Origin of the sequence: Nitrosomonas sp. Nm51 (assembly GCF_900111165.1) — a bacterium.
GTDB lineage: Bacteria > Pseudomonadota > Gammaproteobacteria > Burkholderiales > Nitrosomonadaceae > Nitrosomonas.
Map to the genome: position 1 here is coordinate 12,815 of NZ_FOGH01000007.1, position 22,243 is coordinate 35,057.

The following is a 22,243-nucleotide window of genomic DNA, read 5'->3' on the forward strand; positions in this document are numbered from 1 at the left end:
TTTTCGGGTTATTCAATGCGTATCAATTTTTTTGGTATTTTCTGCATGGTCATGATTGTGAAGCTTGCTGTCAAGCGGATGTGAATGAATCAGATTGCCATGCCGGTGAAAATTGGCCTGCAAGGCGATTTTTTCCCGGATATGTCTGATTAAAACAGCAAAACAAAATATCATGGCGCCAAACAATACAATCGTTGCACCCGAGGAAACATTAAAAAAATAGCTCAAAAACATACCGCCGGCTCCGATCATAACGCCTATTGCGACAGAAAATAGCTGCATCATACTGAACCGGTCTGTCAGCATGCGTGCTGTCATTGCCGGCATAATTAAAGCAGCCGCGATCATCGTTACACCAACAATGTTCATTGCAACAATGACGGATAATGTGAGCAACAAGGAAAAAAGTAATTGCAGCGCCCCGGTTCTAATGCCGAAAACCTGCGCTGCTTCCTGATCAAATGTGGCAAAAAGCAGCGGCCTGTATGAAAAGAATATGATGATTATTGTAGCCGCAGTAACCAGTCCGATAATCATCAAATCGTTGTCTGTTATTCCCAGAATATTGCCGAATAATGCTGCCTCGAGGCTTTTGTTTAGATTGCGCTGCTGGCTGATGATCGCCACGCCGAGCGCAAAAATGGCGGTAGTAACAATACCGATAGCTGCATCTGATTTGATCTTTCTGTTTTTTGTCAGCTGGTTGATCATTAATGCCGCAAACAGACCCATAACGCCGGCGCCAATATAAAAATTGAAATTGAGTACGAAGCCGACCACCGCGCCGCCAAACGCGGCGTGAGACAAGCCGTGGCCGACGTAACTCATGCCGCGCAGCACAACATGCACCCCAACCAATCCACATAAAGCGCCAACCAAAACAGCAGCTATCAGGCCATGCCGGAAAAATTCGTAATACAACGGTTCGAGAAAAAGTTGCATTGATGCGTTACATTGTGTGATTGAATTTTAGTGGCGTGCTGTTGGCGATTAGATGATAGTCTCCGTGCTTGATGATGATAATGTCGCTGCCATAGGTTTTGGTGAGAATATCGTTGGTAAAAATATCACGCGGCCGGCCTTCCGCGACGATACCGTTGTTAAAACAAATCACCCGGGGCAAATGAGAGGCAACTGCATTTAAATCATGCGTTGTCAATATGATGGTCATGCCTTGGTTGCTGATATCGCCCAGCAGATGGAGAACTTCATGCTGCGTTTTGATATCCACACCGGAAGTTGGTTCATCAAGTACTAAAAGCTTAGGGTTATTGATCAAAGCGCGCGCTAGAAACGCGCGCTGGCGTTGTCCGCCGGACGTATGCGCAATATGCTGGCGCAGGCAGTTATAAATTCCCAGTTTCGCGGCCAGGTCCTCAACACGCGCACGCTCCGCTTTGCTTTGCCATGGCAACAAGCGCCTGCCGGGATAGAGCCCCATCATAATGACATCTTCCACGGTAACCGGAAAGCTCCAGTCAACGCTTTCCAGTTGTGGAATATAACCGATTTTTTTGTTACGGACTTGTTCGACCGGTTGGCCATTCAATAAGACCCGGCCACAAAATACCGTTTGCGCGCCCAGAATCGTTTTAAGCAAGGTTGTTTTTCCGCATCCGGTTGGACCGACTATACCGACAAACTGACCCGATTCTATTTGAAGCGATAAACGCGTAAAAACGACATTATTCTCATAACTCGTTGTGACATTGATCAATTGAATGGCAGGGGGCATCCTGCAGATTAATCAAGCAGGTTACCGGCATCTACATGACTTGCGCAGGCGCTGTCGCCGCCTAACGCCTCAGTCATGATTTCGATGTTGTTGACCATCATGCCGATAAATGAATGGTTGGGTTTTTCCGGTAATTCATCGTCCGACAGTTCGTCTACAAACCTGGCGCCCGATTCACGGGCGATCTGTTCCATAATTTTGCTGGGAAAAACCTCTGACCCGAAAATTGCCGGAATTTTTTCACGTTTGATCTGTTCGATGATATGCACAATATCGCGTGGGCCGGGTTCGGTGAAACTTGCAGGCTGTATTGCCGCGATAACTTCCATTCCGTAGCGGGGCGCGAAATAGGCGAACGAATCATGATAGGTCACCAGCTTGCGGCTGTTTTTTGGAATGGTGTTGACACACGCAAAGATAGCCTGGTCAAGCTGTGTCAACTTGGCTATGTAGGTTGATGCATTTGCTGCATAAATATCGGCATGCCGGGGATCATGTTCAGCCAAGCGGTCACGGATGATCTCCACATATCGTATTGTCAGCGCAATATTCGGCCAAAGGTGGGGATTGGGGTTGCCATGTTCTTTGGGAAAACTGAAATCATACTGCCATTCTTCCTCGGGCAGCGTTTCGTTCGCCAGGCGTATAATCGGTGTACCGGGTTTTTTTACTTTTTCGGCCAGTTTAATTGTTGGCACTTCGAGACTCATGCCGTTAACGAAAATAATATCTGCATGCGCCAACGTTTTTGCATCAGTCGGTACAGGTTCAAATGTATGCGAATCCATTCCATTTGGAACAATGCCGGAAACTGTAACCAGTGGACCGCCAATATTTTCTACAATATTGGTTATCGGCGGTACGGTCGTCGCAATACGCAGTATCTTTTCAGTTTTTTCAGCATGCGCCAGGCTTGAAGTCAGTACGAGTGCCGCAAAAAATATAAATATTGTGTCCGCTAACGACAGCTTTTTCATGTGAATATATTAGTGTTTTTCAGTTGCGCGGTGTATCTTCTGCCGCGCGGGGATCGGCGCCAGCGGTTCGTGTGTATGACTATGACTGTGGCCATGATGATGTTCGCCGTGATGGTGGTGGCCCGAACTGTAAGCGCCGGATTCCGGTTCGAATTGTGCTGATTCTTCAACGACTGTCGCACCGAGGCCTTCCAGCATTTCTTTCAGCACACTATCCTGATAGATTCGCAAAAATCCATCCGCCACCTGGGTGACGGTATGCCGATTACCAAGATGAAAAGCGCAGCGCAGCAGGTCAAGCGCACAATTACATGTGATGCGATACGTGGGCTCCTCGGCGGATATGATTTCAACAACCTTGCCATCCTCACTGCTGAGCAGGTCGTGATTATTTAAAACCGTGCCCCGTTGCGTAAAAATGGCCACTTCCTCGCCCGAATCCAGTGTGGTTCGCAAGCGGCTGTTCACACGTAACTCATAAGGCAGGACCAGGCGCGCATAGACTGAATCAGCGTGCGAAACTTTCGTATTTAATATGAGCATTGTTATTCCTTATTCGATTCCTTAAATACGTTTATTTACGTTTACTTGCTCTTGCTGTCATTCTGCTGTTTTGGGAATGACCAGAACCGGAACTGTCGCCATTCTAAGAACTTTCTGAACGGTGCTGCCGATAAATAAACTGCCCAGCGCACCTCTGCCCTGACCGGTCATAACAATCATATCAATCGCATCGTCTTTTGCATATGTGCAAATTTCAGATGCAACATCTTCGTCACATACTACGACATCAGTTTTTATGTTTGTACCGGTAAAAAATTGATTGGCAATGGATTCGAGTTTTTCTTTTGTTTGTTCCAGAACCTTCTCCCGGTACTCCTGAATAACGCCCGGGTCCGGCATTTGTTTCAACAGATCGGGCGGGACATCACCCATTTGCAGAATACTTAAAAGTGTAATCTGATTTTCCTTCATTTTTGCTGCATAGGTCAGGGCAGCAAACGACACATCGGAGAAATCTGTAGTAACCAATACCTTTTTAGATTCCATCTCAGGCAAACCTCTTCAATTAATTGAAAATGCAGATCGTTCAAACATCGTTGCTCGCTGTTATCGTTGTTCGGGATTTCTGACGGCAGCGATGTTTAATGCAAAACGCCCCCCACGCCGGTTACCCGTAATTTCTTTTGTCACTAGACCGCAGTCATTCAAGTTACCGGCAAGCAGATCATTGCTACGATGGTCTGCTGCCAAGAAGGCTATTGAGGGCCGTTCTCAATTAGTGGACTGTTTTTGCCGGTATCCATTTTCCATTTGGGGTCTCGGCAAGCCGGAGTACGCATGGTGTATAGCCGATCCAGCTCTGCACAAACAAACGATCCCGGCGTCATCTCAGGAGCAACCGAAGCAATTCACTCATCGGGAACACCCCTAGTAGACTTCAACTCGCATAAAACTGTCAATACTTTCTGAACACACACATGCAGCCGGAAAATCAGATTTTTGATCTTTCGAGTTTCCGGTATGCGGATATTTCAACTTAACTATCTGTAGTTGGCAATCACCGGCGCAAATTTCTAATGGTTTTTCTTAGATAAAAATAAAAATTCCCCTGATAAAAAAATAAAAGTCCCCCCGAGTTGAAAACAAAACATTCCCTATTGGTAGAAGATCGCCAGCCAGCTTACTATCTATCAGGGTTGCGATCTGTATCCGTTTTCCGGAGAAATTTGCAAAAAATATATAAACGCGGGGTGTTAACAATCAATGAATTATTTCCGGTGTCCCTGAAATTATTCACTCGCGCTGGTGTGACGTCTGTTTCGTTTTATGAAACGGGTAACTGAACTGAAATGATGTATGATACGAAAATCGAAATGAAGAAATGCGCAAAGCTCAACTGCTCCTTTTGCTTGATCAAATCCGCAATCCAGGCAGAAAAACAATCGATTTAAAATTGATGAATGCTTCAAAGCTTTAAAAGTTTTTCCGGCAGAATTTAGCATTCTGTTTTTATTAAAATAATAAATAGGCCGCATGTCATTTGTCGTCAAAAAAGTGGGAGATACGTGAATGAAGTTTTATTTCGCAAGGATGCATTGTAGGCCCGGCATCATCACAGGCAGGCCAGAAAGCGGGCCTTTGTATCGTTACCCAAACGATAAACCGTGGAAATTTCTGCTGTGTTTGTTTTTTGCAATAACCATGGCGCTGGCCGGCACAATTATTGCGGCCGATGCACGCGCGGACTTTCTTGATGGCGGCGAACTCGAAGCCAGTCCAGGTCATGATGAAACAGGCGGTGTCGGCAATAGGGAAGAACTGGACTGGTGGCTCCGGGGCAATAACTTCCAGGCCAACCATGCCAAAATCGGCGATGTAAAAGTCGGGTTTGATAAATTCAAATTTCGAATGGAGTATGATGAGTATCGATGGTTAACCATCGGCGCAGGTTACCGGGGTTCAGGTGTATGGGCGCAGAATGAGCAGAACAATTACCGGGACCGCTACAGCAATGACAATGCCCGTATCTATGTAAATGGACAGATTCATCGGTTTATCAAGTTTGAGTTTAATACCGAATGCTTCTGGTGTAACAACACGGCTAAAGGCGATGATCCAAAAATTCTTTTCACAGTGCTGGATGCCGTCGGCAAGTTCGAATATAACCGCTATTTCAATGTCTGGGGTGGCCGCATGCTGGTTCCGACAGAGCGTGGAGAACTGAGCGGCCCTTACTTTCAGGCAACGCACGATCCGTTTAAAACTCCATTCTTTCCGAGTGATTTCAGTACTAATTTTGGCGCGGGTGGAGCTGGACGGTACGGCCGTGATGACGGCGGAACATTCTGGGGAAGTTTTGAACCCGGTTTTCTCCCCGGTACATTGAGCTATGCGGGCGGTGTTTTCAGGGGGCTGTCATCAAAAAATGACCTGGGGCCCAATCAGGGCGACGATGTAAAGTGGGCCGGCCGTGTCACCTATAATTTTTTAAATCCCGAAAATAATCCTGGCTACTATACCAGCAGCACGTATTACGGAACCGCCGGCGATATACTCGCTGTGGCATTTGGTTTTGCATACCAGAAAAATGGTGCCGGATCCCTTGCAAGCCGCAGCGATTTTCTCGGTCTGGTAACCGATGTTCTGTTTGAAAAGGTATTGCCGGAAAACCTTGGCGTATTCACCGTCAACGGCGAATATAAACATTTCTATGCGGATTACGACAGCAGGGCGTTTGCAGATCCGGATTGTTTTTGTATTTTTGACGGACAATCCTGGACGGTAACCGGACTGTATTTGTTTCCCACTAAAATAGGAATCGGCCAGTTCCAGCCGTACGGCAGATATACCAGCGTGCAGCCGGATAACAGCAGCAACCGGGAAGAAGTTGAAGGCGGCGTGAACTATATTATTGATGGTTTTAATGCCCGTATTTCGGCGTACTATCAATACGGCGACTTATTTACGAAAGGCTTGAATTATGCGCCTGACGCTTTTGGAGAAAAAGTCAATGTATTTAAATTGTCGTTTCAGATACAGATTTAACAGACTGTTGAAATACGGTTTCAAGTTAGACCGGAGGCAAAGTTTACGTAAGATAGTAAACAGATCACACTCATCTTGCTTAAAAACAGGGATGGGAGAAATTTCATCCGGTTTTTTTGGACAGAAACTGACTTGACTGAAACAAAAAACACATAAAAAAATGTCTATTCTTCCCTATACACAAAAAAATGCAAAAGCAGATGCCTCAATTTCATCAATAGGAAATATCAACAATCGTAAGAAGCTGCCAGGAACCAGTCAGTCGGAACCGGCGGTTCAGACGCAAAATGAATCTGCATTGCCGGCTTCAGAGATAAAACCGGATGCGAGCATTTCACTGACGTTCGATAAACAAGCAGGGAAGTGCCGCCTGGCGTCGCGCCGGCATTTTGGGCAGTTGTATGTGCAAAAACCTTTTTATCCTGAAGGGCCGGACGTGTGTCATGTAGTGCTGGTTCATCCGCCCGGAGGGGTGGTCGGAGGCGACAGGCTGGAAATTGCCAGCCATGTCGGCGCAGATGCCAGTGTGCAAATAACGACACCGGGCGCGGCAAAGTGGTATAAGTCCAACGGCCGTATCTCTTTTCAGAACGTGGCGATTGACGTAAAAACCGGTGCAACGATGGAATGGTTGCCGCAGGAGACGATATTTTTTGACGACGCGCAAGTAGAGCTTGCTCAAAGCATCAATCTGGAAAAGGATTCAATCTATATCGGTTGTGAGATTTTTTGCCTTGGCCGCACCGCTTTTGGCGAATCGTTCAATTCCGGGCGAATCAGGCAGAAAGTAACCATTCAACGCGAAAATCAATTAATCTGGTATGAGCAGCTCAATCTGCATGGTGGCAGCAAGGCGATGCGCAGTCCGCTCATTATGGCAGATAAAACGGTTTGCGCGACACTGCTGGCTGCGAGCAATTCGTTACACGCCGGCGATTTAATTAACGCACTGCGCAGTCAGGCGGCCGACATCGATAACGGCGACGGGATGCTGGGTGTCTCGCAGGTAAAATCAGTGATCGTGGCGCGTTATCTGGGCAACTCAAGTGAAGTTGCGCGTGCGGTGATGTTAAAACTCTGGGATGTGCTGCGGCCTGCGTTACTGGGGCGCGCAGCACAAGTCCCGCGCATGTGGAATACATAGTAAAACGATAGCGGCAGGTGGGTAATCACAGTATTTGTTACAGGAAAGCTTTTTTAATTATTTGTTACTGAGGAGAAAACCATGGATCTAACCCCAAGAGAAAAAGATAAACTTCAGATATTTACTGCAGGATTGCTTGCAGAAAGACGCAAGGCGCGCGGGGTCAAGCTCAATTATCCCGAAGCGATCGCACTGATTACCTGTTCGGTGCTGGAAGGCGCGCGCGATGGGCGCACAGTCGCCGAACTCATGTCGGAGGGTGCGCGCGTTTTAACCCGCGCGGACGTCATGGAGGGCGTTCCTGAAATGATTCACGACATTCAGGTTGAAGCAACTTTCCCGGATGGTACTAAACTGGTCACCGTTCACAACCCGATTGCTTAATATTCTAAGGAGATACACGCATGATTCCAGGAGAGACAATCATTGAAGCGGGTAACATTCAATTAAACGTTGGCCGCAAAACAAAAACAATCAAGGTGCGCAATGCCGGGGACAGGCCGGTGCAGGTCGGGTCACATTTCCATTTTTATGAAGTCAATTCAGCACTCAGTTTCGAACGAGAAGAAGCATATGGTATGCGGCTTAATATTATGGCAGGTACGGCAATTCGTTTTGAGCCGGGTCAGGAGCGTACGGTTGAGCTGGTCAACCTTGCCGGAAGCAAAATAGTGTATGGCTTTAACCAGAAAGTGATGGGGTCATTGACTCAGAAAGGTCATAGACTTGCATAATCATAGCCAGTTTTTTTATTCGAAGGAGATTAAACATGAGTTTTGAAATTTCTCGACAGGCTTATGCAGAAATGATGGGGCCGACAACTGGTGACCGCATCCGCCTGGCCGATACCGAATTATTCATTGAAATTGAAAACGATTTCACTACATACGGTGAAGAGGTCAAATTTGGTGGCGGCAAGGTCATTCGTGACGGCATGGGACAGTCACAACGTGCTCATGAGAATGTCATGGATACCGTAATCACGAATGCGACAATTATAGATTATTGGGGAATTATCAAAGCCGATATCGGCATTAAAAACGGAAAAATAGCGAATATTGGCAAAGCAGGTAACCCCGATATCCAGTCAGGGGTAACTATGGCGATAGGGGCTGCTACCGAAGCAATTGCGGGTGAAGGCATGATTGTTACGGCTGGTGCTTTAGATGTCCACATACATTTCATCTGCCCGCAACAAGAAGAAGACGCCATGATGAACGGAATTACCACCATGCTGGGTGGCGGCACCGGACCTGCGGCAGGGACGAACGCAACCACCTGTACGCCTGGGCCATGGCATATTCAATCCATGCTGCGCGCTTCTGACGGCATGGTCATGAATACCGGTTTCTTCGGAAAAGGCAATGTCAGCGTACCGAAGCCAAACGAAGAACAGGTGCTTGCCGGCGCATGCGGATTAAAGTTGCATGAGGACTGGGGTACGACTTACGGCGCAATTGATAATTGCCTGTCTGTCGCCGATAAAATGGACGTGCAGGTCGCCATTCATACCGATACGATTAATGAGGGCGGTTATCTCGAAAATACGATTAGCGCTTTCAAAGATAGAACGATTCATACTTTCCATACCGAAGGCGCGGGTGGCGGACACGCGCCGGACATTATGAAAGTGGTGGAACTTGAAAATGTATTGCCGTCATCGACCAATCCGACACGCCCTTATACCCGCAATACACTGGATGAGCATCTGGATATGCTGATGGTATGCCACCATTTGCATGCAAATATTCCTGAAGACGTGGCATTTGCCGAGTCGCGGATTCGTAAGGAAACAATCGCGGCAGAGGATATTTTGCATGATATCGGCGCCATTTCCATGATGGCCTCCGATTCTCAAGCCATGGGACGTATCGGTGAAGTTGTTACACGCACCTGGCAAACCGCGCACAAAATGAAAGTACAGCGCGGTGCACTCAAGGAAGATTCAGCAAGAAATGATAATTTCAGAGTCAAACGGTATATTGCCAAATACACGATCAACCCGGCGATATGCCATGGTATTTCGCATGCGGTAGGGTCGATTGAAGTCGGCAAATATGCTGACCTTGTTATCTGGAGACCCGCACATTTCGGTGTCAAGCCTTCAGTGATTCTGAAGGGCGGTATGATTGCAGCCGCGCTCATGGGTGATCCAAACGCATCAATTCCAACGCCGCAGCCTGTGCATTACCGGTATATGTTTGGCGCCTATGGGTCTGCGCTTAAAAACACCTGCTATACCTTTGTTTCAGAAGCTTCCCTGGCAGCAGGCCTGGTTGAACAGCTAAAGGCCGACAAGCCGCTGATAGCTGTCAAAAATACGCGCGGTTTGCGCAAGAAAGATATGATTCATAACGATGCGACACCTAAAATGGAAATTGATCCAGAAACATATGAAGTACGCGCTGACGGGGAGCTATTGACGTGCGAACCGGCGGAAACGCTGCCGATGGCGCAGCGTTACTTTTTATTCTAAAACAATTCCACGATGTTTTTCGGTAAAAGAAGGATTTCCAACTCTTTCTTTTACTGGATTCTGATTCGTGGCAATAGTTTTATTTTATCCGGGATTCTGGATAAATAAGTTTGAAGGAACAGATACCAAATGCGTTGCGAAGCCAAAAACAGGCGCCAGGCAGCAACGCATGCCATTGTTCACATACCGGGGAACTACAGGTAATCACGCAAATTGTGGCTGGTTGCTGGTTAGAAATTTCAAACCCGGCAATGACTGTTTGATAATCATCCAAACGCATATTAATACGTAAACAAAAAATGATAGGTGAAAGACAACCCGCTGAATTGCTCAGTTTGATGCACCTGGCAAGCCCATCGTTGCCGATTGGCGCTTATACTTACTCACAAGGACTGGAAGCGGCGATAGAGACCGGTCAAATCGCAAACGAAGAATCTGCGCGCGCCTGGATTAAAGAATCTTTATCCGTCGTTGCTGATTTTGAAGCGCCTGTTTTCTGGCGTCTGTTGCACGCATTTGCAAACAAGAATGAAGCGGCGGTTTCACACTGGACGCAATTGTTTCTTGCAGCCCGCGACACGCAAGAATTCCGGGCTGAGACTATACAGATGGGGTATTCACTTAGCAGGCTGGTATTTGATTTGAACATTGCAGACGAATCACTGCAATCAATGATGGCGCGGCAGACGGAAGTTCCCCTGCCGACAGCGTTTGCCTGTGCGGCTGTGGCATTGAAGCTGTCACATGAAGCCGCTCTATTAGGCCTGTTATTTTCGATCGTAGAAAATCAGGTGCTCGTATGCGTTAAATCCATACCGCTTGGGCAAGTTTCAGGCCAACGCCTGCTGTTGTCGCTGCATTCGGAAATAGAAATGGCGGCTGAGCAGGTAAAGCGGCTCGAGGATGATGCGCTTTCCAACTGGGCGCCCGGTTTGTCGATATTGTCGATGATGCACGAAGTACAATACAGTCGAATTTATCGGTCCTGAAACAATAATCTGGAATATTGAATAGCATGGAAAATAAATCTAATCCGCTCCGTGTCGGTATCGGTGGACCGGTTGGTTCCGGCAAAACCGCACTATGCGAGATATTAAGCAAGAAAATGCGCGGCAACTATGAAATGGCGGTTATTACAAACGATATTTATACCAAGGAAGATCTTGAGATCCTGCTGCGCGCAGAAGCGCTGCCCGCGGAACGGTTGATTGGCGTTGAAACCGGTGGCTGTCCGCATACTGCAATCAGAGAGGATGCGTCGATTAATCTCGAAGCAATCTCCCGTATCACCCGGGAGATTCCCAACCTGGATCTGGTGCTGGTTGAATCTGGCGGCGATAACCTGGCGTCTACGTTCAGTCCTGAATTATCTGATCTGACCATTTATGTCATTGACGTTGCCGCTGGAGAAAAAATACCCAGAAAGGGTGGGCCAGGCATTACACGTTCCGCACTGCTGGTTATAAATAAAATTGATCTTGCCCCGTATGTTGGCGCGGATCTGGATGTAATGGCGCGCGATGCCAAGCGGATGCGCGGTGACCGGCCATTCGTTTTTACCAATATGCGTACCGGCCAGGGTGTACAGGAAATTATTGATTTTATTGTCAAGCAGGGTCTTTTGGAAGAGGTAAAAGCACATTAATTTCCAGTGCGCTGCTGTTGAAAAATCCTTATCAATAGTGGCTTTAAACGCAGATTCCTGGGTATTGGCTTTGGTTCAAAAAATTTTTAGTCGAGAAATAATCCGGAGATAAAAAAATGCAATGGGCAGTGAAAGTAGACATGGCTTTGCCACGTCCAATCCGAGTAATATTACGGGGTGTGGGTCAAGTGTTTTTTTGTGGCAACGCTGTTACAGGCCTGGTTTTTTTAGTTGCGCTTTACATCGGTGGCATAACTGCAGGACTGGCGGCCACTGTTGGCGTGGTAACCAGTACCGTTACGGCATATTTGCTCGGCTTCTCGGAAGATGATATTGACGCCGGACTTTATGGATTTAATGGCACCCTGGTCGGCCCATGCTTGTTTTTGTTCCTTGAAAATACGCCTTTGTTATGGGTATACGTCGTATTTGCTTCCATTTTATCAAGCGTAGTTCTCGCGGCTTTGATCAGAATTCTGACACCCTACAAAATACCGGCCTCGACATCGCCTTTCGTTCTGACCTGCTGGATGTTCATGGTTGCAATCTACTCATTTGACAGCCTCTCGCCCAGCGCTGTTCTGCCGCCACCAGGCGTGCCCGAAGCGATTGCAAGCACTGATTTGCCTGTCACGGCCTGGCTTGCGTCCATGACGGATGAAACGGCTGAGCTCTGGTATGTGGCGCTGACCAAAGGAGTTGCAGAGGTCATGTTTGCGGACAATGTGCTGGTTGGTATTTTATTTTTGACCGGTATCGCGATCACGTCTTGGCGTGGCGCTTTTATGGCGCTTTGCGGAACATTTGTAGGGGTGCTGGTGCCCGTATTACTCGGGGCGGGTCAAAGCTTGATAGAAATGGGATTATACGCGTTTAATCCGGTGCTGACCATGATGGCGATTGGCTGGGTTTTTCTCAAACCTTCAGCAGGAACAGCTGTTCTGGCTTTGCTGGCCGGTATTCTGACTGTCATTTGCCAAGCGGGCCTGGCTAACTTTTTGGCGCCAATCGGTTTGCCCACGTTGACTTTTCCATTCGTACTGACGATGTGGATGTTTTTGTTCGCTGCATCTGTATCAAAACACTGGTCATCGGAATAATTCATAAAGTATCAGGAATTCAAATGCAAAGAAAAAATCTGAATGTTGAAAAGCAACAAAAAGCGCGGCAAAGGCGCTGGCTACTTAAAATGACAACGGCATCCCTGCTTGGCATGGGCCTGCCGGTTTCGGGGACAGTAAACGCAATATCCGGCATGGTTAAAATGCCGCCTATACCCGAGAATGTATTAAGTCCGGAAGCAGCCCTCGAGCGTCTAATGAAAGGAAATGAACGCTATGTAACAAATCGCTCAACACCCTTGAATTTTAAAGATGAGCGTTTGGATTTAGTTAGAGGGCAAAATCCCTTTGCGTGTATTCTGAGTTGCTCGGACTCCCGGGTGAGTCCGGAATTCTGTTTTGATGAACAGCGTGGGGACTTGTTTGTTGCCCGTGTTGCCGGTAACTATATTACAACAGATTTTATTGCCACCCTTGAATACGCTGCAGCAATTTTGCATGTTCCGTTGATCATGGTTCTGGGTCATGAAAACTGCGGAGCCATCAAAGCGGCGATTGATGCAACCGATAATTACGAACAGTTTCCAGGGCATATACAGACAATTGCTACAGCATTAACGCCGGCGGTCAGATCTGTACGCAAAACTCCGGATTATGTCGCCAATGACCGATATTTTGACATTGTTAAAAAAAATGTTGTTCTTAATGTTGAAGAATTAAGGAAACAGCCGCCGATTCTAAGCCGGATGGTCGATGATAAAAAACTTAAGATCGTCGGTGGTGTTTATCATTTAAAAACCGGTAAGGTTGAATTGATTTCCTAACCTGTAAATTTATGGCCGGAAAATCAGTGCGTATTGGCAATTATTTACCAACTGCAGGAGTATAAGTGTCTACCCGTTACGTTTTTACAAAGCATTTTGTGCTTTTGTCGCTAACTGGGCTGGTTTTGCTGGGTGTTTTCGTTACGCTGTCATCCACTGCCCTTTTGCAAATTTCTTTCAATACTTATTTCAACAGGGACTGGAACGAGGGATTTCTGCATCCATTAACGGGATGGGATCATATTGTCGTCATGGTGGCTGTCGGTATCTGGGCGGCGCAGCTACGCGGTCAGGCACTGTGGATACTGCCGGTTGTATTTGTCAGTGTCATGAGTCTTGGCGGCCTGGCCGGTGCGGCCAGCTATATTATTCCGGGCGCGGAAGCGATGATTCTTTTATCGTGCTTCACGATCAGTGCATTGATCGTGCGTGGAATACGATTCAGTGCACCAGTCAATGTGATCATTATTTCACTGTTTGCTTTTTTTCACGGCTACGTCCACGGACAGGAAATCTCCGCATCCGCCAGTCTGGCCTCATACACAGCCGGTTTTGTGTCCGCCACGTTATTGTTACATGGTGCAGGCATTCTGATTTCATGGTTGACCGTACTGGCGATTACTTTTTTTATCAGCACCAGTATTAATGCCCAGGAAAAAGGCCTGTCCGCTTATGCAGATACCGCAAAACCCGGTTCACAAATCAACAAACTGGCGCATGCCGTACTGGAGGAAGTACGCGTTACCGGACGCGCGGATGAACTGACCGGCATCGCCGACAGCGCTTCACAAGGCAAGGTGGGGCAGGATCAGATCAGATACCGGCCGATGATCCGTCCCGGTGAAGTGCTCGAAACGGTGCCCGGTCTGATTGCAACGCAACACAGCGGCGAAGGCAAGGCAAATCAGTTTTTTTTGCGTGGTTTCAATCTGGATCACGGTACCGATTTTCTGACCCGGATTGAAGGCGTGCCGGTCAATCAACTATCCCATTCGCATGGTCAGGGGTGGACCGACACCAATTTTTTGATTCCCGAGCTTATTGAATCGATTGATTTCAGGAAAGGGAACTATTTTGCCGACACGGGCGATTTTTCCAGCGCCGGATCGGCCAATATCCGCTATTTCAACCGTTTGCCCGAGAACCTGTTCAGATTCACCGGCGGCAGTTTTGACTACTACCGGGGGCTGGCGGCCGGGTCGCATCGACTATTGAAAGGCGATGTCTTGTATGCCGGAGAAATCGTGCACAATGACGGCCCCTGGACCGTCGGAAACAACTATCTGAAATTCAACGGTCTGCTTCGATACAGCCGCGAATACGGCAATCACAGCTGGCGTATCACAGCCATGGCGACGCAATCCGACTGGCGGGCGACCGATCAGATTCCAAGACGCGCGCTTAACCAGGGTTCCGTCGGCCGGTTCGATGCGCTGGATCCGACCGATGGCGGAAACAGCCAGCGCTATGGTCTGACAGGTGAATGGCGCATGCAGGGGGAAAACAGCATCACGTCCGTCATGGCGTATGGTATTTATTCCAAGTTGAATCTGTATTCAAACTTTTCTTTTTTTCTGGATGACAATGAGACGACCAATCCGGCAGGCTGCGCCAGGCTGCGCGGATTGCTGCCTGGAAACCGGGTTTCTTCCGGGTTGTTTCGAACCTGTGGCGATCAATTCGGACAGCCGGATGACCGTTGGACGACCGGCTTTGCTGGCAGTCACACGCTGTTTCACAAGATTGGCGCATTCGATGCCGAAACGACGCTGGGCATACAGGTACGTAACGATAACATTCAAAATGCCCTGACAAAAACCCATGCGCAAAAAACGGTCGGCATTACTCGTCAGGATACCGTCTGGGTTACCAGTGTCAGTCCCTATCTTGAAAACAAAATCCACTGGCAGAAATGGTTGCGTACCAGTCTGGGCGTGCGCTTCGACGGTTTTCGTTTTGCAGTCAACAATAGCAATATCCAGAAAAACAATGGCACGCGTTACGATGGTCTGGTCAGTCCGAAATTAAGCATCGTATTTGGCCCCTGGGCGGATACCGAGCTGTATCTAAACGGCGGCCTCGGTTTTCACAGCAACGACGCACGCGGAATCAATACCCGGATCGATCCGGCAAGCGGTGACGCCGTCAGCCGCGCCGATCCGCTTGCGCGCACATACAGTGCTGAAACAGGCATCCGTTCAACCTGGGTACAGGGATTGCAAAGCACGCTGACTGTCTGGTGGATGGATCTCGAGTCCGAACTGGTTTTTGTGGGGGACGCAGGCACTACCGAAGCAAGCCGGCCGAGCCGGCGCTACGGACTCGAATTCGCCAACTATTATCAGCCGGTGCACTGGCTGACATTTGACGCCGATTTCAGTTTTTCGCGTGCGCATTTTCGCGGCGCACTGGCCGGTGAGGGCGATCATGTTCCCAACGCCGTGGAAACGGTCATTGCAGCAGGCGCAACATTTCACGATGTGTTTGGCGGGTTCTATGGCGGACCCCGGTTGCGCTACCTTGGGCCGCGCGCGCTGAATGAAGACAATACCAGACGGTCAGACAGTACAATATTGCTGTCAGCGATGCTGGGGTATGAGATCAGCAAGTCACTGCGCATCCAGGCCGAAGTATTCAACATTCTGAACCGCAAGGATGATGCAATCACGTATTTTTATACGTCACGCCTGCCGGGAGAGTCCATCGCGGGTATGGATGACTTTCACTTTCATCCCGTCGAGCCGGTGAGCTTCCGGGTGGGGTTTGTCATCAATTATTAGCCGGTGAAAGCCATAAGGAGCCGCGAATAAATAAGTGTTACAGTTATTTATGAACGACTCCTAAGGAAATTGCCGCAGATTTATTCCGATGTTCGGCAAAATATTTCTTCTTGAATACCGGCCATTTCCGGATGCCATGCTGAAACCAGCGGCGAAGACCGATGGTGGTGCGGCCGTTTTCAGCTAGAGATCAAGGGCTGCGGCATTGTGAAAAACCCGTCCGGATTTTTGCGTTTATGGTTGCGCGTCACGATTGGTTGATTTTTTTGCTTTTTTCTTTCTGGTGCTGGTGTTGGACTGTTTGGCGGCGGCATGCGGCCGGTTTTGTCTGCCGGTATCTGGCTGTGCTTTACCGCCCAGTCTCCTGATAAATGCCTGTTTGTCGGCAGGTGAGACAAGAATTGCTTTGTCCGTGCCGTATTTTATTTCCAGACGGTCTAATGACAGTGCCGGGCTGGCGCCTGCACTCCGGGTTTCCTGTACAGAAATAATCGATTGAATCGGAATAATCCATGAAAACGGCCCGCTCATTATTTTAAGATTTTCGTCATCGACGATATACCGTGTGGATAACAGTATCCATAATGGAAAACCCGCGCCGGCTATCAACGTGACAGCCGCCAGAATGGCATTGAACGTGCCGCCGACTTCCAGCATCACAGATGCGCCCATCAGACATGCAATTATTGAGAACGCCAGCAGGAATAATAACGATCTGTCAATTTTGGATTTAAACGCGCTCATAAAAAAATAGAAAATCGGTGTTTGCAGTATTTACATTGGGAAGTGTCGCCATGTGTTGTAGCAAATTACGCATAACACATGGCGATACCGCCTGGGAAAAAGATAACGCCACGCTGCGCCATCGGCTGACATTATTATGTCACATCTGAAATTGCGAGAGATGTATTTGTTGATAATACTGTACTCAATTTTGCTTGCAGTTTGTTGTAAATGCTGGTTACATAGCAATTGTCAGCTGTGCAATTCTCCAACTGAAGAGGATAGCTGTTTTATTATAGAAGCACTTACATTCACTGCTAGCCGTTGAAGCTTCCTGGTCTGCCGGCCGGGCATTTAATCTGGAGGTGAAATCATGCAACCCATTGGCGCTAATGCGCAGCTTCTTTCCAATGATGTGCTGGCAAAATGGCTGATTGAAGATTTTCCGTTTCGCATACAGCTTTCATCCATTTTTCCGTTTCTTTCCGTTTCAGGTCATTCGCTGCGTTATGCCACAACGGGCCCCTTGATTCCGGGTGCGGCCATCGGTCAGAACGACACGATACCGGAAGATACCAAACAGCCGGCCGATCCAAATCGCGTGCACCGGTTTGCCGAAATCGCCACCCATTTCCGGGTGAGTTATAAAGCACAGGATATTTTTTCATCCAATGTGAATGATCAGGTTGCCGTTCAAATGGCGCTTGCTGTCAGAGAATTGCTATACAGGTTCTGGATACTGTTTGAACGGGGCGATACGTCAACAAATCCGGAAGAATTTGACGGATTGCTGCGGCTGGTCAATCCTGACAACACAATTGACCTGCAGGGACGTGCGCTTACACTCGAAGATCTGGACAGTGCCAAGGAATTGGTGCGCGCCAATGACGGGCGCTGTATTGTGATATTCACAAGCAGCATTGGCAAGCGCGCCATCAATGCATCCCATTACGTGAGGGGACTCAGGCCCGCCAGTGAAGAAATGGAATTTACCTGCCCGGATGGCACGACAAAATTTGAGCATGTGCTTAAATTCGACGGCGCACCAGTGTATATCAATGATCTGAATCAGATTTTTGAATGCAGTCATAACCAGGTTGGCGCTGCTATACCACCGGAGAGAGTCCTTGCGCTCAATGGTACGGAACCGCCGCTGGCAACAAATATCTGGTTCTTTTCGCTGGGACCGGGCAGCCTGCATGGGATAAAGCCTGAAAAAGCACAAAGCATCATTACGCGTTCAACGATTCTGGCCGACGCTTCCACACTGGTCTATCATTTAGCGATGCCTGTCGGCATCGCACTGGGCAGTTCAGCCGCACTGTCTGTAATCAGACATGCAACCATTCCGGGTTGCAGGTAGCTCTGTCGGCGGCTGAAAAAGCAATTCACGGTTACAACGTAAAATGAATCGTTATGACTAAAAACAGAGATGAACGGCACCGTTCCGGAACGGACGTCGACACGCCGCATTCTTTGGAGAACCCCCTGGATATTTCTCCTGAGGCACGGGAATTGCTGCAAACGGCAAACACCCCGCTGGAATTCAGGAAAGAAGTTCAGGTAACTGAATGGCCCGTCACAGCACATGCGATGGAAAAAGAGCATTGGACCATTTTTCCCGGAACGCAAGAAACGTCAATTGATTCGGCAACATTAGAAACCCCAGCAGAACCCGAATGGCAGGAATCTGACGAATTTCCGCATGATGCCTGGCCGTTGCCGGAAGCTGACCGCATGGACGAAACAGAATGGGAATCACCGTCCGGTGATGTTCATGTTGCAACATCGGAAATCAGTTATCTGTCAGACATAACGCTGAATATGACCGGTGTTGCGCACATGACGTCAGGCTTGCAAAATCTGGCCGGCATCCCGATCGGCGGCCTGGTCAGCGCCAGCTATTCGGCATTCTGGCTGCCGCCTGGTAATGGCATGCTATATACCGATATCGATGATTACGGCAGAACGGTTGTACGCAACAAATGTGAAATGACTGTTTTCTTTCAAATCGAAATCCTGAAAGACGGTAAAGTCCATCTGCCGAGGACCCGGTTCAGTGATTTCAGACCGGAACTGAAGCTCTTTAAAGGCGCCAGTCTTCGCATGCATATATCGGCAAGAAGCATTAAAGGCTTGCCGGGAAAACTGATCATCGAATGGCAACGAAATGGCAGGCCCGTCAAATTCGTCAATATCAAGAAACCCGGTCAGCAGGCTCAAGAAAAGGATCAATTCGAAGTCACCGCGAAAGATAAAGAAGACCTGGAAGCGAAGATCAAAAAAATAGAGAAAGAAGGCTGGGTATTTCTGGTACCGCCACCGCAACCGTTGCCCAAACATCCCGCGACAATTCAGGAAATGCTTGTCGGTACTATCAAGCTTATTCCCGACAACGACCCACAGAACCCCTGCGAAGACAGCGACAGGCTGAGCGTAATCTGGAGCGCAGCCGAAAAATCCGGCAGTTTTTCCCACAAAGGCCCTCGTTCCTTTTATGCCGGAAGCAATTTGATACAGATAGCGGAGAAGCCCAGGGATTACACGCGCGAAGGAACGCGGTATAAAATTTTTGATCTGGAGCTTTACTGGGCTGTCAAAAATCTACTCAATTGCTGCAAGACCTCGCATCCCTATGCGGTGATCCAATTTGCCTGGGCCAGGGCGCTGATTAAGCAACAAGGCAAATTCAGAAAACAAGTGCTCGGTCATGACTGGACGCTGGACATTCTGGATTCGGAAAAAAGCCTGGCCCGCAACGGAAACGCATACGACCCCAGGTTTACCAACAATCCCCGGAATACGCGGCCGCAAACAAAACCCGACATCAGGCCCGGTAAAACACCCGGTTCCAAGCCGGCCATTGTGCAACAGGACTCTCCGGGTATTTCCTTCAGTCATTTCTTTGGCGAAAGGGGCGACGACAATAAATTCATTCCAGGGCTTTCAGGCAGGGGCGGATGCGTCATTATAGATTTTATCGCGTTTCTCGTTTGCGACAATCCGGCATTCCAGCAGGGCAACCCTGCCGAAAACTATAAACGCGCCAAAGTTGAGAAAAGGATACAGTACAGGATTGTTTACAGCTTCAAAGGAAATGCCCAGGCGCCGAATGTCGTCCCGCAAATCATTCGCGTAAAGGAGATCAAGTGTAAAACGTTTGGATATTATTTGAAAAAATCCAGAGTACTGCGACAAGCGTACAGCAGACCACCGGAAAGCCTGCTGGAAGAAGATGAAAAATACAAAAAAGAAAACGAAAAGGTTACGTTCAAAGGCTGTTTTGGTTGATAAGGTGCACTAGCGCCTGTTATTTGACGATCCGATATCGCCCATTCTATTCGGTGCGCTAAGGTCTAACCCCAGTAACGATACTGTGATAGCCAAACGCTTTATGAATCTGAATGTCTTGAAAACCGATTTCATCCAGCATCGTTGTCAATTCTCCGCCGGAATATTGTTTTCCCTCTGTCCAACCCATCATAACCATGCTGAAGGCGGCCGCAGTAAACGGGCCGGTTTTATCGTCATCATAGAGCATTTCATGAATCACAATCCTTCCGCCGGGCTCAAGGCTGGTGAAGCTTTTAGCCGTTAAAAAGTGGCACTTATCGGGCATCCAGTCATGGTACATGTTTGAGAAGAAATGAAGGTCAGCTGCCGGCCAGTGATCCTGCCAGATGTTGGCCGCATGCGTTTTGACGCGATCCTGTACGCCAAACCGGACAATATACTCTTCCGCCACTTCGCAGACCGGTGAAAAATCCAGCAGCAACGCTTGCTTCAGATTCGGCAGTTTCAATACCGCGCCGATCGAATGCGCGCCGGACCCTCCCCCGATATCGAGCATAACGCGGTGTCCGGAAAAATCCAGCAGCGTCGGCCAAACCAGCGCCGACGTGATGCTGATACTGTGCATACCCGCTGTAAACCGGCGCAACAACGCCGCCTGTTCTTCATGCGTTTTAAAAATATCGCCACCGCCGTATGCCTGGGGAGCGTCGGCGAGAACGGCTTTTTCCAGACCCGCAATCGTGGAAACCTGATAATTATCAATCATCATGTCCCAAAAAAACCCGAAGTAATTCGGACTTTCCTCAAGCAGATACGTTTCGGTAACCGGTGTCAGGCTGTAACGTTCTTTATTCAGTGACAGAAAACCCAGCGAAGTTGCTGTTGTCAGGATCGCTTCGGCCGGACGTTGTTTAAGATTAAGCGTTTCGCAGATTTCCGGCAATGTGCGCGCTTTTTCAGCAAGAGTAGAAAAAATTTTGAGACGATGCGCCAGAAGCAGCGCCGGATAACCGTATATTGCAAAAACCACATCCCACAGTGGCCGATCATCCACCCCAGGTAATTGAAGACCGGAAGTTTTTTCTTGCGCCATCACTTTTCCTTTTTACTGATACATCTGATAATTAAGAGACCTGTTACCGATAGCATGCAAAGCCCCCTCACAACACATAACCTTGTCTGTTTATCGATTTATGCCACTGATAGAATCTCAATTAAAATTAATTTTTAACCGGATTTTAGTTTCTCGATCTCAACCAGCCGTTTGATATTCTGAACCGTTCTGCCAACGCCATCCTTGATGGTCGCGCGTATCAGCCCTTCCAATGGGCGCATAATCGCCAGCAATTCAAGCAGCTCAAATGTAAACGTCAACTTTGTTGCATTCTCAGTATCTATAGCTTGCAATTCATAGGAGCAACGGTATGGATCGGATACGCCGACAAATGTTAACCGTTCACCTGCGGCAAATTCGGATATTTTAAAGCGGGATTCTGAGCGGTGCCCCTGGTCGACACGTACTTGCCGTCCGATTGTGCCCGGTTGTACGGGACCGGGTGTAATTTGTTCGAGTTCCTTGACTTCGGGCGACCATTTAGGATAATTCTGAAATAGATTTTCCCCTATATATTGAAACAGTTCGCCGGTCGAGCACTTCACAACGACGGATGCGCTGCCAATGACAGGTTCAGTTGAACCCAGATTCAGCATGGAACCTAAATTGAACATTTTAACTTATCCTTTTTTCGGGATATTATCCGGCTTCACAATGAAAATTCAATGTATTTATTAATACCATCTGCTTTTGCGGAATACATGCGTATCCGCCATACCCGCCATGGCTGTTTTTTACCGGCATGTGCTTAAACAATAACCGAAACGCGCATGTACTTCAACCGGGGGCATTTTAATCTATTTGCACTGCCGTTTAAGCGGCACAAGTAAAAGTGGATACACGTACGTGTGACATGCGGGTGCATTACCTGTAATATCAGCCGGTTCCTGGATTGTTAAGTTAAATCACAGATGAATGGCG

At 48.2% G+C, this 22,243-nt stretch carries 20 protein-coding genes; 12 read left to right on the forward strand and 8 right to left on the reverse strand.

Features of this window, described 5'->3' with window-relative positions:
* Positions 1-12: 12 nt before the first annotated feature.
* Genes BMY60_RS04270 through BMY60_RS04290 form a run of 5 tightly spaced genes read right to left on the reverse strand, consistent with a single transcriptional unit; the run spans position 13 to position 3,762 of the window.
* A complete protein-coding gene (locus BMY60_RS04270; RefSeq protein ID WP_090331510.1) occupies positions 13-942 on the reverse strand; it encodes a metal ABC transporter permease in 930 nt (309 codons plus the stop codon).
* 7 nt (positions 943-949) lie between these two features.
* Positions 950-1,735 (reverse strand): metal ABC transporter ATP-binding protein, encoded by a 786-nt coding sequence (locus tag BMY60_RS04275; RefSeq protein ID WP_090331512.1) that lies wholly within the window; start codon positions 1,733-1,735, stop codon positions 950-952.
* A gap of 8 nt (positions 1,736-1,743) precedes the next feature.
* A complete protein-coding gene (locus BMY60_RS04280; RefSeq protein ID WP_090331514.1) occupies positions 1,744-2,712 on the reverse strand; it encodes a metal ABC transporter substrate-binding protein in 969 nt (322 codons plus the stop codon).
* Positions 2,713-2,721: 9 nt separating this feature from the next.
* Positions 2,722-3,255: an urease accessory protein UreE gene (gene ureE / locus BMY60_RS04285; protein ID WP_090331516.1), complete on the reverse strand. Its 534-nt coding sequence runs from the start codon at positions 3,253-3,255 to the stop codon at positions 2,722-2,724.
* Between the two features lie 57 nt (positions 3,256-3,312).
* Positions 3,313-3,762: a universal stress protein gene (locus BMY60_RS04290; protein WP_090331518.1), complete on the reverse strand. Its 450-nt coding sequence runs from the start codon at positions 3,760-3,762 to the stop codon at positions 3,313-3,315.
* Between the two features lie 1,023 nt (positions 3,763-4,785).
* Here BMY60_RS04290 and BMY60_RS04300 point away from each other — a divergent pair.
* The 10 genes from BMY60_RS04300 (at position 4,786) to BMY60_RS04350 (ending at position 16,191) form a co-directional block, all read left to right on the forward strand.
* Positions 4,786-6,261, forward strand: coding sequence for a hypothetical protein (locus tag BMY60_RS04300; RefSeq protein WP_256250682.1), 1,476 nt, complete (start codon positions 4,786-4,788; stop codon positions 6,259-6,261).
* Between the two features lie 160 nt (positions 6,262-6,421).
* Positions 6,422-7,405, forward strand: a complete 984-nt coding sequence (locus tag BMY60_RS04305) for an urease accessory protein UreD (protein WP_090331522.1) — start codon at positions 6,422-6,424, stop codon at positions 7,403-7,405.
* A gap of 81 nt (positions 7,406-7,486) precedes the next feature.
* Positions 7,487-7,789 carry an urease subunit gamma gene (gene ureA / locus BMY60_RS04310; protein WP_090331524.1) on the forward strand — a complete coding sequence of 101 codons (303 nt, stop codon included), beginning with the start codon at positions 7,487-7,489 and terminating at the stop codon, positions 7,787-7,789.
* Between the two features lie 20 nt (positions 7,790-7,809).
* A complete protein-coding gene (locus BMY60_RS04315) occupies positions 7,810-8,139 on the forward strand; it encodes an urease subunit beta (RefSeq protein ID WP_090331526.1) in 330 nt (109 codons plus the stop codon).
* Between the two features lie 35 nt (positions 8,140-8,174).
* Positions 8,175-9,881: an urease subunit alpha gene (gene ureC, locus BMY60_RS04320; protein WP_090331528.1), complete on the forward strand. Its 1,707-nt coding sequence runs from the start codon at positions 8,175-8,177 to the stop codon at positions 9,879-9,881.
* A gap of 299 nt (positions 9,882-10,180) precedes the next feature.
* Positions 10,181-10,870, forward strand: a complete 690-nt coding sequence (locus tag BMY60_RS04330) for an urease accessory protein UreF (RefSeq protein WP_090331531.1) — start codon at positions 10,181-10,183, stop codon at positions 10,868-10,870.
* A 26-nt stretch (positions 10,871-10,896) separates the two neighbouring features.
* Entirely contained in the window at positions 10,897-11,526 is a 630-nt protein-coding gene (gene ureG / locus BMY60_RS04335) for an urease accessory protein UreG (protein WP_090331533.1), read from the forward strand.
* A 116-nt stretch (positions 11,527-11,642) separates the two neighbouring features.
* On the forward strand, positions 11,643-12,626 hold the full coding sequence (gene yut / locus BMY60_RS04340; protein ID WP_090331535.1) for an urea transporter: 984 nt from the start codon (positions 11,643-11,645) through the stop codon (positions 12,624-12,626).
* 23 nt (positions 12,627-12,649) lie between these two features.
* Entirely contained in the window at positions 12,650-13,411 is a 762-nt protein-coding gene (locus tag BMY60_RS04345; RefSeq protein ID WP_090331537.1) for a carbonic anhydrase, read from the forward strand.
* A gap of 65 nt (positions 13,412-13,476) precedes the next feature.
* Complete coding sequence (locus tag BMY60_RS04350; RefSeq protein WP_218141618.1) at positions 13,477-16,191, forward strand: TonB-dependent receptor domain-containing protein; 2,715 nt, start codon at positions 13,477-13,479, stop codon at positions 16,189-16,191.
* A 234-nt stretch (positions 16,192-16,425) separates the two neighbouring features.
* On the opposite strand, the gene BMY60_RS04355 is transcribed toward BMY60_RS04350, so the two are convergent.
* Positions 16,426-16,935: a PH domain-containing protein gene (locus tag BMY60_RS04355; RefSeq protein WP_090331539.1), complete on the reverse strand. Its 510-nt coding sequence runs from the start codon at positions 16,933-16,935 to the stop codon at positions 16,426-16,428.
* Positions 16,936-17,287: 352 nt separating this feature from the next.
* Here BMY60_RS04355 and BMY60_RS04360 point away from each other — a divergent pair, with 352 nt between their 5' ends.
* Together BMY60_RS04360 and BMY60_RS04365 are read left to right on the forward strand one after the other, a co-directional pair.
* Entirely contained in the window at positions 17,288-18,277 is a 990-nt protein-coding gene (locus BMY60_RS04360) for a hypothetical protein (RefSeq protein ID WP_090331542.1), read from the forward strand.
* A gap of 53 nt (positions 18,278-18,330) precedes the next feature.
* Entirely contained in the window at positions 18,331-20,205 is a 1,875-nt protein-coding gene (locus tag BMY60_RS04365; protein WP_090331544.1) for a hypothetical protein, read from the forward strand.
* Between the two features lie 58 nt (positions 20,206-20,263).
* Here BMY60_RS04365 and BMY60_RS04370 read toward each other — a convergent pair whose 3' ends face one another.
* Both BMY60_RS04370 and BMY60_RS04375 read right to left on the reverse strand, forming a co-directional pair.
* The gene (locus tag BMY60_RS04370) at positions 20,264-21,301 is read right to left on the reverse strand and encodes a methyltransferase (RefSeq protein ID WP_090331546.1); all 1,038 of its coding nucleotides are present in this window, start codon (positions 21,299-21,301) and stop codon (positions 20,264-20,266) included.
* 134 nt (positions 21,302-21,435) lie between these two features.
* Entirely contained in the window at positions 21,436-21,936 is a 501-nt protein-coding gene (locus BMY60_RS04375; RefSeq protein ID WP_090331548.1) for an SRPBCC family protein, read from the reverse strand.
* Positions 21,937-22,243 lie beyond the last annotated feature (307 nt).